The organism is Pseudomonas germanica, from assembly GCF_019614655.1.
Taxonomy (GTDB): domain Bacteria; phylum Pseudomonadota; class Gammaproteobacteria; order Pseudomonadales; family Pseudomonadaceae; genus Aquipseudomonas; species Aquipseudomonas neuropathica.
On the sequence record NZ_CP071586.1, the window covers coordinates 3,731,956 to 3,747,999 of the forward strand.

Consider the following 16,044-nt stretch of genomic DNA (forward strand, 5'->3'; position numbering starts at 1 on the left):
AGATCAAAAGATCGCAGCCTGTGGCAGCTCCTACACAGATATCAGGCGAGCAATTCCTGAATCTTTTCCTGCAACACATCCAGGTCGAACGGCTTTTCCAGGATCGGCGCCTTGCGCGTGATCGGGCTGCCGGTTTCGCGGATTTCCTGCGGATAACCGCTGATGAAAATCACTTTAAGGTCCGGGCGCAGCTTAACGGCCGGCTCGGCGATCTGCACACCGGAGATCCCGCCGGGCAAGCGGAAATCGGTGATCAACATGTCCAGATGTGGCTTGCTCGCAAGAATTTCGAACGCCTGCTCGCCGTTTTCGGCCTGCAACACGCGATACCCCTGCCCTGACAGATAATCCGTCAGGACCATCAAGATAACCGGTTCGTCCTCGACGACGAGTACTACATCTTGTGCATCTACGCTCATGGGAAGCCTTTGTTCGGTCAATAGCTGCTGATACGACCGTGTGGTCACTCAGAGGTTGCGTCGGATTTGCCGTTTTCCTGGATTGGCAGACAAACGCGAAACAGGGCGCCTTCGTTGATTTCACTCTCGACGACGATGGAGCCGCCATGGGCGGCGACGATCTGCTCGGAAATGAACAGACCCAGCCCGAGCCCGGCCACTACCGTCTTGGCGGAAACCCGTTCGAACTGTTGAAAAATACGCTTCTGGTTGTCCTGGCTGATGCCGATGCCACGGTCCTGCACCTCGATCCGCGCTTCATCACCTTCACAGTAAACCCGCACCTGGATCGGACTGCGACCGCCGTAACGCAGAGCGTTAGTCAGCAGATTGGTGACTACCTGCTCGATGCGGAACTCGTCCCAATGGCCTTCCACCGGTACTGGCGCGGTAAACGACACTTCGGTTTCAGCGGCTTCGATCTGTTGCGCAAAATTTTGCAGCAGGTTGCTAACCAGTTGCACCAGATCGAAACGACTCGGTCGGATCGACAATTTGCCCGTGCGAATGCGCGACACGTCGAGCATGTCTTCGATCAGGCGGATCAGGCTTTTGATCTGCCGTTCATCGCGGTCGACCATGGCGTGCATCTTGTCGAGGGTAAACGCCGCAGCGTTGTCCCGAGCCAAGTGCATCTTGCGCAACTGGGTTTCGAGGATCAGGCCGTTGAGCGGCGTCCGCACTTCGTGGGCAACGATGGACATGAAGTCATCACGCATGCGCACGGCCTGCTCCAGTTCCAGCTGAGTGTTCTGCAGTTGTTGCAGCAGCGCTTCCTGCTCGCGACGGGCCTGCTCCAGGGCTTCGAGCTGTTGCTTGAGCGCTTTGCTCTGGCGGTACAGATCGACGAAGACATTGACCTTGCTTTTGACCGCATGGATATCCAGCGGCTTGTGCAGAAAGTCCACCGCCCCGCTCTCGTAACCCTTGAACGCATAATTCAGTTCACGGCCGGCGGCGCTGACGAAAATGATCGGGATATTCTTGGTTTTCTCGGTACCACGCATCAACTCGGCGAGTTCGAAGCCATTCATGCCCGGCATCTGCACGTCGAGGATGGCCATGGCGAACTCATGTTGCAGCAACAACGACAGCGCTTCATCCGCCGATAGAGCTTTATAGACGGTACGGTCTTCGCGCTTGATCAGCGCTTCGAGCGCCAGCAGGTTCTCCGGCAGATCGTCGACGATCAGCAGTTTGGCTTGGATATTACTCAGCATGCGATTCGTTCCAGCTCGACAAGCAGACGGCCGATGCCGTGAATGGATAGGACATGATCCGGCTGCTGAATCTTCAGGGCAGCCAAGGGCATGGTGGCGACTTGCGCGTCTTCGGGGTCCTGGACGATGGTCAAACCGCCGCAGCGCTTGACCTCGGCCAACCCGCGCGCGCCATCGTGATTGGCGCCGGTCAGCAGTACAGCGGCCAAGGAAGAACCGTAGGCGTCGGCGGCCGACTCAAACAGATAGTCGATCGATGGCCGTGAGTAATGCACGCGCTCCTCGAGGCTCAACGAGAGGCTGCGATCCTGCTCCACCGACAGGTGATAACCCGGCGTGGCGAAATACACGTTGCCGGCAACGATGTCCTGTTTGTCGGCAGCCTCGTGCACCGGCATCTCCACACGCCGGGAGAAGACCTCGGCCAATTGGCTGCGGCGCTCTTCGGGCAGGTGCAGGACCACAATGATCGGCAACCTGTAGCCTCGGCGTAGCGGTCCGAGCAGGCTCAGCAGCGCCTCGACGCCACCGGCGGAAGCTCCGACCACTATTGCGTCGACGCGAGGTAAATCCACGGCCTCGTTCATGTTTTGCGGTAGATCCGTTCTTGTTTGACCAGCGCTTCGAACTGATTCGCGTAACCGGAGAAATCCAGCGTTTCCTTGCTGCCCAGTACTAGAAAGCCGCGGTGGCACAGCGATTCATGAAACAGACCAAAGGCGCGGTCCTGAAGTTTCTTGTTGAAGTAAATCAGTACGTTGCGACAGGAAATCAATTGAGTTTCGGAGAACACGCTGTCCGTCGCCAGACTGTGGTCGGCGAAGGTCACGTTCTCACACAGGCTCTTGTCGAAAATCGCGTAACCGTAAGCTGCAGTGTAGTAGTCGGCAAACGAGCGCTGGCCACCAGCCTGCTGATAGTTGGCGGTGTACGCACGAACATTCTCCATCGAGAAAATCCCCTGCTTGGCCTTGTCCAGCGAGCGTGGGTTGATATCGGTGGCATAGATGATCGTGCGATCGAGCAGGCCTTCCTCGCGCAACAGAATCGCCATCGAATAGACCTCCTCGCCCGTGCTGCACCCGGCGATCCAGATCTTGATCGACGGATAAGTGCGCAGCAGCGGCACCACTTCCCGGCGGATCGCGAGGAAGTGCGACGGGTCACGAAACATCTCGCTGACCGGAATCGTCAGCAGTTGCAGCAACTGCATGAACGCCGTCGGGTCATGCAGAACCTTTTCCTGCAATGCCGAAATGGTCGCGCACTCGAACTGGCTCAGCGCGTGCTGCACCCGGCGCTTGATCGAAGCGCCGGAGTAATCGCGAAAATCGTAGCTGTACTTGAGGTAGATCGCCTCAATCAACAAGCGCAGTTCGATTTCACTGTTTCGTTCGGCTGGCGTACTGCGTTCCACTAAATGCGTTCCATTTTTGGTAACCACACGCGAATCAGCGAGAACAGGCGATCCAGGTCGATAGGCTTGGCCAGGTAATCATTGGCACCCGCCTGCAGGCAGCGCTCCTGATCGTCTTTCATGGCCTTGGCCGTCACCGCGATGATCGGCAACTTGCGCCAGCGCGGATCCTTGCGGATTTCAATGGTGGCTTCAAAACCATCCATTTCCGGCATCATCACGTCCATCAACACCAGATCGATGTCCTCGACCTCATTGAGTCTTTCAATCGCCTCACGCCCGTTACGGCCGATGACCACGACTGCGCCTTTGGTCTCCAGGGCGCTGGTGAGGGCGAAAATGTTACGCACATCGTCGTCCACCAACAGCACTTTGCGACCCTCGAAGACCTTGTCGCGGCTGCGCGCGGTCTTGAGCATCTTCTGCCGTTCATGGGACAACTGCGATTCGACTTTGTGCAGAAAGAGTGTGACCTCGTCCAGCAAGCGCTCTGGCGAACGTGCGCCCTTGATGATGATCGAGCGCGAGTACTTGCGCAGTTCGGCCTCTTCATCGCGGGTCAGGTTGCGCCCGGTGTAGACGATAACCGGCGGGAACGAGCAGATGTCTTCGGTGGACATGCGCTTGAGCAGGTCATTGCCGAGCATGTCCGGCAACTTCAGGTCGATCACCATGCAGTCGTAGATCGTCGTGCGCAGCAGCTCCAGAGCATCCTGCGCGAGGCCGACGGCGGTGATTTCGATGTCTTCGTCACCGATCAGACGGGCAATGCTTTCGCGCTGCAAATCGTCGTCCTCGACCAACAGCACGCGTTTGACCTTTTGGGTCAGCTTGGCTTCGAGACGGGCGAACACGTCCTTGAGCTCTTCGCGGGTGGTCGGTTTGACCGCATAGCCGATCGCGCCCATGTGCATTGCCGCTTCGACACGGTCCTCGACGGAAATCACATGCACCGGGATGTGCCGGGTTCCGGCGTGTTCCTTCAGGCGTTGCAGCACGGTGAGGCCGGAATGATCCGGCAGGCGCATGTCGAGCAGGATCGCGTCCGGCACGAACTCTTTGGCGAGGTCGTAACCTTCGTCCGCGCCATGGGCCACCAGGCACTGATAGCCCAGTTCATGCGCCAGATCGTAGAGGATGTGCGCAAAGTTCGGCTCGTCTTCCACCACCAGAATGCAGCGCGTGGCGAATGGAGCCTTGTTGCGGTCATCGGCGAAGCGCGGAATATGCACCGGCGCCAACGGCGAAACAACCGGCGCCAGTGGCGCGCTGGCCACCGCCGCTGGCGGGGTAAAGGTCAACGGTGCGAACGCAACTTCATTGGACTCGTTGAACTGCTGCGGCAACAGCAATGTGAACACACTGCCCTGCCCCGGTGTGCTGCTGACGCTGATCGAACCGCCAAGCAAGGTCGCCAGATCCCGCGAAATCGACAGGCCCAGACCGGTGCCGCCGTACTTGCGGTTGGTGGTGCCGTCGGCCTGGCGGAAGGCTTCGAAAATGCTTTCCTGCTGGTCGGCGGCGATGCCGATACCCGAATCGCGCACGATGAACGCGACCCGATCATCCGGCTGGCCAGCGACGGTCAGGCTGACCGCGCCCTTCTCGGTGAACTTCACGGCGTTGGACAGCAGGTTCTTGATCACCTGTTCCAGCCGCTGACGGTCGGTGTAGAGCATGCCCGGTGCGCCAGGTTGCACATCGACGCTGAAGGTCAGCTGTTTGTCTGCCGCCAAAGGTTCGAACACGCTGCGCAGACCATCGGCCAGACGCGCCACGCTGGTGTTCTCCGGAATCACTTCGAGCTTGCCCGCCTCGACCTTGGAGATGTCCAGAATGTCGTTGATCAGGTTGAGCAGATCGTTGCCGGCCGAGTAGATCGACTCGGCAAACTTGACCTGTTCAGCACTGAGGTTGTCCTGCGGGTTCTCCGCCAGCAACTTGGCCAGAATCAACGAACTGTTCAGCGGCGTGCGCAGTTCATGGGACATGTTGGCGAGGAATTCGGACTTGTACTTGCTCGAGCGCTGCAATTCTTCAGCGCGTTCTTCGAGTTGCACCTGAGCCTGATTGAGTTCGGTGTTCTTCTGGTCCATGGCGTCGCGCTGCTCGGCCAAAGTCTGCGCCTGCTCGGCAAGCTGCTCGTTGGTCTGCTCCAGTTCGACTTGCTGGGTTTCCAGATGCGCCTGGGACTCCTTGAGAATCCGCGACTGCTCTTCGAGTTCTTCGTTGGCGGTTTTCAGCTCTTCCTGCTGCACCTGCAACTCTTCGTTGAGCTGCTGGGTTTCCGCCAGTACCTCCTGCAAGCGTTGACGGTAGCGCGCGGCCTCGATGGAGGTGCCGATGTTGCCGGCAATCAGCTCCAGCAGTTCGATATCGCGATCATTGAGCGGCCGCAGGAAACCCAGCTCGATCACACCATTGACGCGGTCGTCATCGCTGGTCGGCACCACCAGCACACTGTGCGGCAAGCCTTCGCCCAGCCCCGAGCTGACTTTGAAGTAGTCCGACGGCACCGAATCCAGACGGATCAACCGCGCCTGCTGCGCCACTTGGCCAACAATGCCTTCGCCGCTGTAGATCGACTGATCTTGTTCTTCCTGCTCGCGGGAGAAACCGTAAGTAGCCACCCGCTTGAGGCCGCCGTGTTCTTCACGCACATACAGTGCGGCCACGGCGGTGCCCAGATATTGCGCGCAGAACTGCAGAATATTGCGCCCCAGCAGATTCAGCGTCAGTTGCCCCAGCACCTGCTCGGCCAGTTCGGTCTGACCATTGCGCAACCACGCCTGCTGCTCCAGACGTTCGGCACTGGCTTGTTGGGCGGCAAGGTTGGCGCTGTAGTTGGTCGACAGGTTGACCAGATCACGCCGGCCGATATAGGCCAGCAAGCCACTGATACCGGCAATGAACACCAGATAGAGGCTGATGCTCCAGATCGTGGTGCGGCGCACGTCTTCATTGCGCGTGGTGCGCAGGACCTGTTCGGTCTCGATGACGTCTTCGAATTGCTTGCGGATCTCGTCCGTCAGGCGTTTGCCGCGTCCGGCCTTGACCGCGCCCCGGTAGTCGCCACTGGAGCGCTGCAGATCGATCATCGACTGGGCATAATTGGACCACTCAACCTGCAAGGCTTGCAGACGGCGCAGACGATCGGTTTGTACAGGGTTGTCGGCGGTCAGTTCGAGCAAGGTACTGAGGGCCACCGCGATGCGCGGCTTGGCCGTTTCGTACGGGTCGAGGAAATGCTCGTCGCCGCTGAGCAGGAAACCACGCATGCCGGTTTCAAGGTCCACGGTCAGCTTCACCGCTTCGTTGGCGTTATTGATCACCCGGTCGGTGTGCTCCACCCACTGGATTACCGACAGCAGATAAGTGATCAGCGACACGAAGAACACGGCACTGAGCACACCGACGCCCAAAGGCAGACTGATGTTGCGACTCAGGAGCTTGCGAAACCGTTGCTCATCAACCGTAGACGGAGAGGACATGGGGCAGCCTTGTCGAACTGTTGAAAAACCGGCAGTTTGCCCCAAAACGACGGCGTGGATCCATTTTTCTCACATCTTTCGCCGCAAATTCCTACATGCACCAGCACCTTTACAGCCTTGAACAGTTATCCTTGCGGTCCCGTCTGCGGCTATGCTTTTTTTGTCCCAGGCAGGGAACTTGTGGCACTGCGCCACTTACTGATGAAAGAGCCCGGCACTTTTGATCGACCGGCGACCCTGAACTGACTTTCGAGAGCCTTAATATGTCTACCCCCGCCCCCACCATCCTTGTCGTAGAAGACGACGACATCGTGCGCATGCTGATCGTCGATGTGCTGGAGGAGCTGGAGTTCAAGGTGCTCGAAGCAGATGGGAGCGAACAGGCTCTGGAGGTTCTCAAGGACGCCACCAAAGAGGTTGACCTGATGATGACCGATGTCGGCTTGCCTGGCATGGATGGCCGCGAACTGGCAGGCGAAGCACGAAAACTGCGCCCCGCCCTGCCGATTCTGTTTGCCAGTGGTTATGCCGAAAACATTGACGCCCCTGCTGACATGCATGTTATCGGCAAGCCATTTTCCATCGATCAATTACGCGACAAAGTCAAAAGCATTCTTCAATAGGTACATCAAGCGTATCGCTCACGGAATAGCTTTGTGCGACTTCTGCATATTGATATTTGCTTACCTCAGCCGTTGCCAGTGCCCCCGCAACACTCGTTTTTGTCGAGCCCATGGATGCCAGTCCGGCGCACGATTGCCATTTCTTCATCGGCAAAATGCTTTACCGCGAACTGGCAGAGGTTTCCTGAGGTGTCAGTTTCTCGCGTTCAAGCGATCTCGTTTAGCGTTCTGCCGCTCCCGGAAGGCACTGATATCACTGCTATCAACCTTCCCTGTCGCAGGTCGCATGCCCTCCGACGCAGACTGAGCCGCCATCACAAGCGCTTCCTGCGCGTTCAGCGCTTCGTTGCCGAAATCGACGGGTGACAACAACTCTCCGTCAGCAAATGGCTGACGTAATTTGTTGCCCACATCCCGGCCCGCTCCCGCCAGCGGGTTGATTTCACTCGCCGCAATGGCCCGATTGATCGCTTTGGGATTGGCGATGAAGTTGCCGGCCGGGTCATAGGCGCCCAGAATCAGACCCGGTGGTAGGTCAACGCCATAATTGATCTCCAGCGGTGGCAGGGTTTTCAAGCCTGAGTTGGGGCGAAAAGCCAGTTCGGTGTTGGCGTATAAATGAAAGCCTTCCACTTGCCGTGCGTCGATGAAATAGGTAAATCCACCCTTCTGTCCCCCATAGACAAAGGCTCCCGCCCCGTCCTTTTTATAGAATGCCGAGGTGGAAATACCCGCGCCATCAGGACTGAGTGCGTCATGAGCGCCGCCATATCCCCCCTTCAAACCGTTGATCTGATCGAGGTGCTTGATCGGTGCGCGCTGGGTAAACCCCTTCTGAAAGATGAGTGAAGGGTCTCGCATGTCTCCCCGAAAGACGAACCCCTGATAAACAAAGCCCTTTTCGGGACCGGACAAGCGGATGACCCGCGTCTCCGTTGCCAGCTTTTGCGCTACGTTCGGGCCGCCTGACAACTCGGCGAGATAACCGGCAACTAGCAAGCCTTTGGCCGCGTCTGGAATCTCTTTTCCTGTCGTGCTCGCCAACTGTTGACGCAGCCGTGTCGCCGAGCGGCGAAAGACCGAAGGCCGATTGCTGTTTTTGAGCGCCTGGAGCACCCGGCGCCCCACGTCTCTCTTGAGCGCAAGCGACAATGTCTTGCCGATCAGCCTTTCGGCTATCGGGCCTGCAAGTTCGGCCAGCAAACCGATCGCGGCGTTGATCCGCAACCGCTCGGTCTCGGAAGGATCATCCGATATCTCTGCACGAATCAAATCGGTCGCGGAAGCCCCGAGTCCCAGGAGAAAAGGAATCAGCATGCGAATCGGAGCAGACGCGAATGCCGCCGTTCCGCCGTAAGGCAACGAGGCGGCAAACGCAACACATTGCAGGAGATAACCGGCCGCTTCCAATGCAAAATCGGTCCAGCGTTCGGCTTCCGTTGAAACGAGCGTATCGATGTCGGCAAGTGCCCGCGCGATTTGACGATCGAACAAATCCTGACCGATATCCGAACTGGATCGAAATACCAATTCCCGATAGTTGGCACGGGTGACGAACACGGGAAATTCTGCGCCGCGATATTTGAAATCACGAACATACGGTTTCTGTTGATCGCGTAACGGCACGCGCTTGAGCAGGCGCTTCTGGAAGTCTTGGTTATTTTCAACAAAACGCCCACGGGCATCATGTCCGGCGGGAAACTCGAAGGCCGCACTGTCTTCCCCCAGGAAAAACACCAGGCCACGGTCCAGATTGCTTCGTCCGATAAAAACAGCGTTATCTACATTCAAATCAGGATCGCTGTGCAAGTTAAGCAAGCGTGGTGGAATCATGCCTTTGAGATACTCGAAAGCGATGACTTGATCATCCAGGGAGCGATCACCACTCTTGATGAATTCCACGACCAACTTGTTCAGCTCTGTTTTTTTCAATAAGCGGCCAAATGCGTTAACCGCAGGCGATCGCAAGTTATCTTTTACATACTGTTTAAAGTCCTCTTGATAGTCCGCATCATTGAACACCTCCCTGAGTTTCTGCGGATAATAGGAAGGCCACTGTATGGTCACTCCATAGAGTTCTTTGAGAACACGCACGTGATAGTCAGTGCAGATTTCTGCGAGAGTGAATGCTTTTTCTTTCCAGACAACCGCTTTTTTCTCTCCTTGGAGCGAGTCGCTGCGCTTGGGCGCTTCCAACTCGTAATACTTAACGCTGACAGCGGAATCATGCTGAATACGCTTGCGAACATCGTCTTCAATGACAATTTCCAATACAGTTTCATCAATACGCTCGCGAATGAAATGAGCAGGATCAAAACTCACCTCATCCATAACTGCGGCACACCCTTGCAGTATCTCCTGAGCCAGCTCTTTTACATTGACGCCTTCCACGACATCCCCTGACGACAAGACCGAACTGGCGTTTCTCGCCCTCGACAATACTGGTGTCTCATCGGCATCTGCCAAAGGGTCCAGCAACCACAGTAACGATTCTTCGGAGCCGGCATAAAGCCCGGATAGTTGATTGTTCATATAGTCTCCTGCGCACAGTACTAAAACGCGGACCGCATCTTTCAACGACTGTGGCGCAAGCGAAACTATCAATACTGCCGCACACTTATAAAGCTAATAACCATTAGCAAATCTTGCACAACAATTACATTAATCAATAGCAGAACAACCCTCTCACCTGCATTTTTACCGTAAAGCCCAAGCATATTGATAACAGTGTTAAATACCGCCCCTGCCATGGTTTAATTGCGCCTTCATCGCATCCCTCGTTTGCTGCACAGGAAAAACTCGCATGATTCAGCCTCCCGCCACCAAAGTCCTGGTCATCGGATACGTCTGGCCAGAACCGCGCTCCTCAGCGGCGAGCGGGCACGTCATGCAGATCCTCGAAACCTTCCTGCAACAAGGCTGGGACATTACCTTCAGCAGCCCGGCCGGCCCCGGCGAGCACAAAGCAGATCTTGCTGCACTCGGCATCTGCGAAGTGGCCATCGAACTCAACAACAGCAGCTTTGACCACTTCATCAGTGAACTGGCGCCGGACATTGTGTTGTTTGACCAGTTCATGATGGAAGAACAGTTCGGCTGGCGGGTTGAAAAACAATGCCCTCAGGCACTGCGCGTGCTGGAAACTTCCGACCTGCAAAGTCTGCGGCATGCGCGCCACCAACGGCTCAAGTCTCGCCTCAAGGTCAATCCGGACCAGAATGATTTCAGTGATGTATTTGCCCCGGCCTTGCGCGACGAGTTCGAACTGATGGCCGAGAGCGATCTGGCCAGACGCGAAATTGCCGCGTTGTATCGTTGCGATCTGAACCTGATGATCTCCGAAGTGGAAATCGAACTGCTGATCGAGCAGTTCGGCTTGCCTCGGCAATTGCTGCACTGGTGCCCGCTGATGATCGACCCGCCGACGGCTGAGCCGGTAGCATTTGCAGAACGGGCGAACTTCTTGAGCATCGGCAACTTCCGCCATGCGCCCAACTGGGATGCCGTGCTGTGGATGAAGAGCACCATCTGGCCGCTGATTCGCCAACAGTTGCCCCAGGCCCAATTGCATATCTACGGCGCCTACACGCCGCCCAAAGCCACGGCGCTGCATAACGCCAGCGAAGGCTTCCACATCATGAACTGGGCCGAAGATGCGTTGCAGGTGATGTCTGCTGCGCGGGTGTGCCTGGCGCCTTTGCGCTTTGGTGCCGGGATCAAGGGCAAACTGGTCGACGCCATGCTGTGCGGTACACCCAGCGTCACGACGCCGGTTGGTGCTGAGGCAATGCAGGGTGATCACACTTGGCCCGGTTCCATTTCAAACAGCGCAATCGAGCTCGCCAACACTGCCGTGGCGCTTTACAAGGACGAGGCGCGTTGGCAAGAAGCTTGTCTGGCGGGAACCCAGCTACTCACCGAGCGCTACCAACAAGCGATACACGGACCGGCACTTATTGAGAAACTTCGGCACTGCCAGCAGCACTTGCAAACACTCAGAAACAACAACTTCACCGGCAGCATGCTGCGCCATCACGCGCACAAAAGCACTCAATATATGGCGCAATGGATTGAAGCAAAAAACCGCAACACCACAGCAAACCAAGACTTAAACCGGGCCTCTACATAACTTGCATTCAAACAGCGATTGGCCAAATACGAACTTGACTCTATAAACATCCTGCGCGCGCACTCATATAACTTTAAATCACTATCCACGCAGGATATACACCATGAACTTTCATGATTTCCAACCCCATCAATGGATGGTCAACACACCACAGATTGATAACTTGTCTCTCAATGAGTTGACCTTACCGGGCACACACAATGCAGGCTGCGACCTGGAAGCCTCCTACGCTCAGCTTCCCGGGAGCCTCTGGCTGGCATGCCAGGACATCCCCTTTTATGCGCAACTCAATCGCGGCTCCCGGGCACTTGATGTACGCCTGCTGTACGACGCTCAGGCACAAGGGCTTGAGAGATTTCGCTTCCAGCACAACGGCTTTACATCTTCGCGCCATCTCGGCGATCTGATCCGCGACGTCAAGGCATTTCTTGAGCGCAGCTTCGATGAGTTCATCATTCTTGACTTCCACGAATTGACAAATGGCAACGCGCAATTCAACCACGCTGAATTCAAACAGTTGATGCTCGAGCATTTTGGCCAACACATGATTCCTGCCGAAAACCGCCACCTGACACTAGGCCAACTTAAAAAAGTCAGCCGACTACAGCGAGTCCTGGTTGCCGCGCCGATGACAAGGGAAACCCGAGACAGCCGGTTCCAGGCACAAATCAATCATAAATGGATCAACCAGACCTTGGTGACCACCCACCAGTTGCACGGCTATATAAAAGAAGTCATGGGCACTTCCATCAGCCACTTGCGTCCTTGGTCTCTGAGCGCAACTTGTTATATCGCCAGCGGCCCTTTGCGCATTCTCAACAATCTGGACAACTGGTTTGATCCCGTAAAATCAGACTGGGCAAAAAAGTGCAATATCATTAACTTCGACTTCATTAAAAACTCGAAAGTGGTGTTTTTTTGCCAACAGGCCAATGTGGAGAAAGCCATCGAGAAGTCCAGAATGCCCCTCCACCAACAGCCGGCTTGAACGAGGCTGGCGCACCACACGGCAAACGAGGCATGATCACCTGGCGATCATGAAAAAGTACTCAGGCCATGACCCGAACCGCCCGCGTGACCGACCCCTCGTACGAGTTGATGGATGACCATAACGGGTTGTCCATCATCTACCGCCAGCACGGTTTTCCGTGCCCACTGGTGCGCTGGCATTTCCACAAGGAATACGAACTGCACTTGATCGTGGCCAGCTCAGGCAAGGTGTTCATCGGCGACTACATCGGCAACTTTTACCCCGAAACCCTGTTTCTCACCGGCCCCAACCTGCCGCATAACTGGATCAGTCAGGTGGCCGAAGACGAGGTCGTGGAGAAGCGTGACATGCTGGTGAACTTCACTGACGAGTTGTTCGAGAGTGGCCACCAAGTGTTCGCCGAACTGAAAACCCTGGCGCCCTTGCTGGAGCGCGCGCAGTACGGCATCGAATTTCGCTGCAAGCGCACGATCCGCCAGGCCATGACGCTGATGCAGCGCATTGCCGACAGTAAGGGCATCACCCGCCTCGGGCACTTTTTTATCCTGATGGAGCTGCTGGCCGCCAGTGATGATTTCCAGCTGTTGTCCGGCGCCACCACCCCGCAACTGGCCGACGAACACAATATCGATCGCACCAACCGGGCCGTCGATTACATCTTCAGTCATTACGCCCGCGACATTTCGCTGGAAGAAGTCGCCGAGCACCTGGGCATGACGCCGACCTATTTCAGTCGCGTATTCAAACAGGCCACCGGGCGCAATTTCATCGAGTTCGTCAATCGGCTGCGTATCAGCAAGTCTTGCGAATTGCTGGCTGATGGCGACAAACCGGTGACCGACGTGTGTTTCGAGTCCGGATTCAACAATATTTCCAACTTCAATCGGCGCTTTCAGCAGCTCAAGGGTATGACGCCCTCGCATTACCGACGGCTCGCCGTGCAGCGCCTGACTGAACAAAACCACCATTGACAACGCAATTCCCCCCCTGTGGGAGCGAGCCTGCTCGCGAAGGCGGAGGATCAGTTGGAAAATCTGTCGCTGACACACCGCTTTCGCGAGCAGGCTCGCTCCCACAATGGACCTCGCAATGCTGTGAAACCTGTACGCATTCGATAGCGCCCCCTCGCTGAAAAGCCCTGCCCTGCGTTCGCCCCACAAATGCCGAGTGCAAAAAAGTATCGATAAAAGTGCTAGGGATGATTTGTCAGTCCTGCGATTGAAGGCTGTAATCAGCGCACATTCTTCCTGCACAGGAAGACACAAAAACAATAACTGTCCTTCTGTAACCCTCCGGGTGCAGAAAAGGAGTGCACGATGCAACCGACTGCAAAAGCTCTGCTTGCCCTCACCTGCATGACCCTCAGCAGCGTCAGCCTTGGCGCCCAGACCCTGACCATCGCCACCGTCAACAACAGCGACATGATCCGCATGCAAAAGCTCTCGAAAACCTTCGAGACCGAGCATCCGGACATCAAGCTCAACTGGGTGGTGCTCGAAGAAAACGTCCTGCGCCAACGCCTGACCACCGACATCGCCACTCAGGGCGGTCAGTTCGACGTGTTGACCATCGGCATGTACGAAGCGGCACTGTGGGGCGCCAAAGGCTGGCTCGAACCGATGAAGGATCTGCCGGCCAGTTACGCCCTCGACGATGTGTTCCCGTCGGTGCGTGAAGGCCTGTCGGTCAAGGGTTCGCTGTACGCCCTGCCGTTCTACGCGGAAAGTTCGATCACCTATTACCGCACCGACCTGTTCAAGGATGCCGGCCTGACCATGCCCGAGCGTCCGACCTGGGAAGAGATTGCCGGTTTCGCCGAAAAGCTCACGAAAAAGGACAAGGAACAGTACGGCATCTGCCTGCGCGGCAAGGCCGGCTGGGGCGAGAACATGGCGCTGATCACCACCGTCGCCAACGCCTATGGCGCGCGCTGGTTCGATGAGCAGTGGAAACCGGAATTCAGCGGCCCTGAGTGGAAAAACGCGCTGAACTTCTATGTCGACACCATGAAGAAATCCGGCCCGCCGGGCGCTTCCAGCAACGGTTTCAACGAAAACCTCGCACTGTTCAACAGCGGCAAATGCGCGATGTGGGTCGATGCCAGCGTCGCCGGTTCGTTCGTCACCGACAAGACCCAGAGCAAGGTTGCCGATCACGTCGGCTTCACCTTCGCCCCGCATCAAGTGACTGACAAAGGCTCGGCCTGGCTGTACTCGTGGGCGCTGGCGATTCCGACCAGTTCCAAAGCCAAAGACGCCGCGAAGCAATTCAGCGCCTGGGCAACCTCCAAAGAATATGGCGAGCTGGTGGCCAAAACTGACGGCATCGCCAACGTACCGCCAGGCACCCGCGCCTCGACCTACAGCGATGCCTACATGAGCGCCGCGCCGTTTGCCAAGGTCACGCTCGAATCGCTGAAAGCGGCTGACCCGAGCAAGCCAACGCTAAAACCGGTGCCGTACATCGGCATTCAACTGGTGACCATTCCTGAGTTCCAGGCAGTGGGGACGCAGGTCGGCAAGCTGTTCTCGGCGGCGCTGATCGGCCAGACCACGGTGGATCAAGCCTTGGCTGCTGCACAGCAAACCACTGAACGCGAGATGAAGCGCGCCGGTTATCCCAAGTAACCCGCAAAGCTCGCTCCTGCCTTTTGTAGGAGTGAGCCTGCTCGCGATGGCGGTTTTCAATCTGAAACAGACGGTGACTGACACACCGCCATCGCGAGCAGGCTCACTCCTACATTAGATCTTCATAGGTCTGTATGACTCGGTTGTGATCGCCATGAATACTTCAACTGCCAAAGCCCACATCGACCTGTCGCAGCCTGCGCGCAAAGTCCGCGTACGCAATCCCGGCTGGTTTCTGGTCAGCCCTTCGGTGGCCCTGTTGCTGCTGTGGATGATCGTGCCGCTGGGCATGACCATCTACTTCTCGATGATCCGCTACAACCTGCTCTATCCCGGTGAAAACCAGTTCGTCGGGCTGGAGAATTTCAGCTATTTTCTGACCGACTCGGGCTTCATGCCCGGCGCTACCAACACGCTGTTGCTGGTCGGCAGCGTGTTGCTGATCAGTGTGGTGTTGGGCGTATTGATCAGTGCATTGCTGGAGGCCAGTGAATTCCTCGGTCGCGGCATCGTCCGGGTCATGCTGATTTCGCCGTTCTTCATCATGCCCACGGTCGGTGCGTTGATCTGGAAGAACCTGATTTTCCATCCGGTCTCGGGGATCCTCGCCTACATCTGGAAACTCTTCGGCGCGCAACCGGTGGATTGGCTCGCTCACTACCCGCTGCTGTCGATCATCATCATTGTCTCGTGGCAATGGCTGCCCTTCGCGATCCTGATTCTGATGACGGCCATGCAGTCCCTCGACCAGGAACAGAAGGAAGCCGCACGCCTTGACGGCGCCGGGCCGGTCGCGATCTTCTGGCACCTGACCCTGCCGCATCTGGCGCGACCAATTGCCGTGGTGGTGATGATCGAAACGATCTTCCTGCTGTCGGTGTTCGCCGAGATTTTCACCACCACCAACGGCGGCCCCGGCTACGCCTCGACCAACCTCGCCTACCTGATCTACAACCAGGCGCTGGTGCAGTTCGACGTCGGCATGGCCTCGGCGGGCGGCTTGATTGCCGTGGTCATCGCCAACATCGCCGCGATCATTCTGGTGCGGATGATCGGCAAAAACCTGACTGACAAAGCCTGAGGCCTGC

Annotated in this window: 12 protein-coding genes; 6 read left to right on the forward strand and 6 right to left on the reverse strand. The window is 56.8% G+C overall.

The features are described from left to right. Nucleotides 1-41: 41 nt before the first annotated feature. Genes J0G10_RS16620 through J0G10_RS16640 form a run of 5 tightly spaced genes read right to left on the reverse strand, consistent with a single transcriptional unit; the run spans nt 42 to nt 6,586 of the window. Nucleotides 42-419, reverse strand: coding sequence for a response regulator (locus J0G10_RS16620; RefSeq protein ID WP_003225116.1), 378 nt, complete (start codon nt 417-419; stop codon nt 42-44). A 44-nt stretch (nt 420-463) separates the two neighbouring features. After that, nucleotides 464-1,678 carry a hybrid sensor histidine kinase/response regulator gene (locus tag J0G10_RS16625; protein WP_095050852.1) on the reverse strand — a complete coding sequence of 405 codons (1,215 nt, stop codon included), beginning with the start codon at nt 1,676-1,678 and terminating at the stop codon, nt 464-466. Beyond that, nucleotides 1,672-2,265: a chemotaxis protein CheB gene (locus tag J0G10_RS16630; protein ID WP_220556262.1), complete on the reverse strand. Its 594-nt coding sequence runs from the start codon at nt 2,263-2,265 to the stop codon at nt 1,672-1,674. The genes J0G10_RS16625 and J0G10_RS16630 overlap by 7 nt, the downstream gene beginning before the upstream one ends. Further along, nucleotides 2,262-3,095 (reverse strand): CheR family methyltransferase, encoded by an 834-nt coding sequence (locus tag J0G10_RS16635; RefSeq protein WP_093431257.1) that lies wholly within the window; start codon nt 3,093-3,095, stop codon nt 2,262-2,264. Before J0G10_RS16635 ends, J0G10_RS16630 begins: the two co-directional genes overlap by 4 nt. Next, nucleotides 3,095-6,586 (reverse strand): response regulator, encoded by a 3,492-nt coding sequence (locus J0G10_RS16640; RefSeq protein ID WP_220556263.1) that lies wholly within the window; start codon nt 6,584-6,586, stop codon nt 3,095-3,097. The genes J0G10_RS16635 and J0G10_RS16640 overlap by 1 nt, the downstream gene beginning before the upstream one ends. Before the next feature lie 263 nt (nt 6,587-6,849). Between J0G10_RS16640 and J0G10_RS16645 the strand changes: the two genes are divergently transcribed. Beyond that, nucleotides 6,850-7,209 (forward strand): response regulator, encoded by a 360-nt coding sequence (locus J0G10_RS16645; RefSeq protein ID WP_220556264.1) that lies wholly within the window; start codon nt 6,850-6,852, stop codon nt 7,207-7,209. A gap of 192 nt (nt 7,210-7,401) precedes the next feature. Here J0G10_RS16645 and J0G10_RS16650 read toward each other — a convergent pair whose 3' ends face one another. After that, nucleotides 7,402-9,741 carry a hypothetical protein gene (locus J0G10_RS16650; protein WP_220556265.1) on the reverse strand — a complete coding sequence of 780 codons (2,340 nt, stop codon included), beginning with the start codon at nt 9,739-9,741 and terminating at the stop codon, nt 7,402-7,404. A gap of 271 nt (nt 9,742-10,012) precedes the next feature. Between J0G10_RS16650 and J0G10_RS16655 the strand changes: the two genes are divergently transcribed. The 5 genes from J0G10_RS16655 (at nt 10,013) to J0G10_RS16675 (ending at nt 16,037) form a co-directional block, all read left to right on the forward strand. Beyond that, a complete protein-coding gene (locus J0G10_RS16655; protein WP_095050857.1) occupies nt 10,013-11,338 on the forward strand; it encodes a glycosyltransferase in 1,326 nt (441 codons plus the stop codon). Nucleotides 11,339-11,441: 103 nt separating this feature from the next. Further along, nucleotides 11,442-12,326, forward strand: coding sequence for a PI-PLC domain-containing protein (locus J0G10_RS16660; protein ID WP_220556266.1), 885 nt, complete (start codon nt 11,442-11,444; stop codon nt 12,324-12,326). Between the two features lie 68 nt (nt 12,327-12,394). Continuing rightward, complete coding sequence (locus J0G10_RS16665; RefSeq protein ID WP_095050859.1) at nt 12,395-13,300, forward strand: AraC family transcriptional regulator; 906 nt, start codon at nt 12,395-12,397, stop codon at nt 13,298-13,300. Nucleotides 13,301-13,645: 345 nt separating this feature from the next. Next, nucleotides 13,646-14,956 (forward strand): ABC transporter substrate-binding protein, encoded by a 1,311-nt coding sequence (locus tag J0G10_RS16670; RefSeq protein ID WP_095126073.1) that lies wholly within the window; start codon nt 13,646-13,648, stop codon nt 14,954-14,956. A 154-nt stretch (nt 14,957-15,110) separates the two neighbouring features. Continuing rightward, the gene (locus J0G10_RS16675) at nt 15,111-16,037 is read left to right on the forward strand and encodes a carbohydrate ABC transporter permease (protein ID WP_220556267.1); all 927 of its coding nucleotides are present in this window, start codon (nt 15,111-15,113) and stop codon (nt 16,035-16,037) included. The last annotated feature ends 7 nt before the right edge of the window (nt 16,038-16,044 follow it).